This window comes from Deinococcus planocerae (genome assembly GCF_002869765.1).
Lineage (GTDB): Bacteria > Deinococcota > Deinococci > Deinococcales > Deinococcaceae > Deinococcus > Deinococcus planocerae.
Map to the genome: position 1 here is coordinate 1 of NZ_PNOR01000094.1, position 819 is coordinate 819.

Annotated in this window: 1 protein-coding gene; it reads right to left on the reverse strand. The window is 62.9% G+C overall.

Annotated features, from left to right (window positions below):
- Positions 1-23: 23 nt before the first annotated feature.
- Positions 24-819 (reverse strand): IS5 family transposase gene (locus A7B18_RS21110; RefSeq protein ID WP_180970293.1). Its coding sequence is split into 2 segments (ribosomal slippage), with 797 coding nucleotides annotated over them: positions 24-526 and positions 526-819; the frame shifts between segments, so codons are not numbered across the junction. This gene is flagged as partial in the annotation.

Sequence of the window (819 nt, forward strand, 5' to 3'; positions counted from 1 at the left end):
CTAGGGTCTGTCTGGCTGAAATTTCAGAGCCAGAGGAGGATGCAAGCGACGTGGACACCGGCTAAAAACTGGTGTCCGCGCTTCTCGTATCGGGTGGCGATGGCCCGAAAATCCTTGAGCCGATTGATGCCGCATTCCACGACCTGGCGGTCCTTGTAGGCTTGTGCGTCGAATTTCGGAGGTCGTCCTCCACGTTTTCCCTTCCGCAGCCGAGCTTCGCGCGCATCCCGACGTTCGGGGCACACACATCTGATTTTGCGTGCCCGCAGGGCACGCCGGTATTTGCGCGCCCCATACGCCCGATCCATCCGAATCGTCGAGGGGCGCTTCCGAGGCCGTCCCGGACCGGGACGGCCCACCCGGACCGCCTCCAGAAGCGGCACCAGATATGTGCCATCACTCGCCTGCCCTGCGGAGATCAGGACGCTGAGGGGACGACGGTGGCCGTCGATCAGCACATGGATTTTGGTGGTCCGTCCTCCACGACTGATGCCGAGCCACTCGTCGCTTACGGCCCCCTTTTTTCGAGCTTGGCAGGCTCTTTTCGCGCGCCCACCGCGCTGCGGTGGGCTTTGACGTGGGTACTGTCCACCGCCGCCCCATCCCAATCAATTTTTCCCTGAGCATCGGCTTTCAGTTGTAGGGCGGCTAGAATCGCTGCCCAGGTGCCGTCACGCGACCAACGCGTGAAGCGGTCATGGCAGGTATGCCATGACCCGTACCGCTCAGGAATGTCCCGCCAGGGTGCGCCGGTCTTCTGGCGCCAGATGATGCCGTTCAGGACGACGCGGTGGTCCTTGTAGGCGTGTCCTCGCTTGG